The organism is Pseudarthrobacter sp. NamE5 (assembly GCF_005796225.1).
GTDB lineage: Bacteria > Actinomycetota > Actinomycetes > Actinomycetales > Micrococcaceae > Arthrobacter.
In genome coordinates this window covers 1-355 of sequence record NZ_VAHO01000053.1, presented here as the reverse complement: position 1 = coordinate 355, position 355 = coordinate 1, and the positions used below count along the sequence as shown (strand labels likewise).

Below are 355 nucleotides of genomic sequence, written 5' to 3'. Positions count from 1 at the left end.
GGCGGAGAAGGGCGGGTTCAGCTCGTTCATGGAGAAGGAAATCCATGACCAGCCCGACGCGGTGGCGCAGACCCTGCTGGGCCGTTCGGACATCAAGGGCAAGCTGACCCTCGATGAGCTGCGGATCGATCCGGAGCTGTTGAAGAAGGTCGACAAGATCATCGTGCTGGCCTGCGGCACTGCCGCGTATGCGGGCACGGTGGCGAAGTACGCGATTGAGAACTGGTGCCGGATCCCCACCGAGGTTGAGCTCGCGCACGAGTTCCGGTACCGGGACCCGATCCTGGATGAGAACACCCTGGTGGTATCCATCAGCCAGTCCGGCGAGACCATGGATACGCTGATGGCCGTGCGC

General features: G+C 63.1%; 1 protein-coding gene. It reads left to right on the top strand.

Annotation, left to right across the window (positions count from 1 at the left end; all coding sequences use genetic code 11):
• Nucleotides 1–355, top strand: a 355-nt coding sequence (locus FDW84_RS19050; protein ID WP_138611037.1) for an SIS domain-containing protein, incomplete at both ends; no start/stop codon positions are given.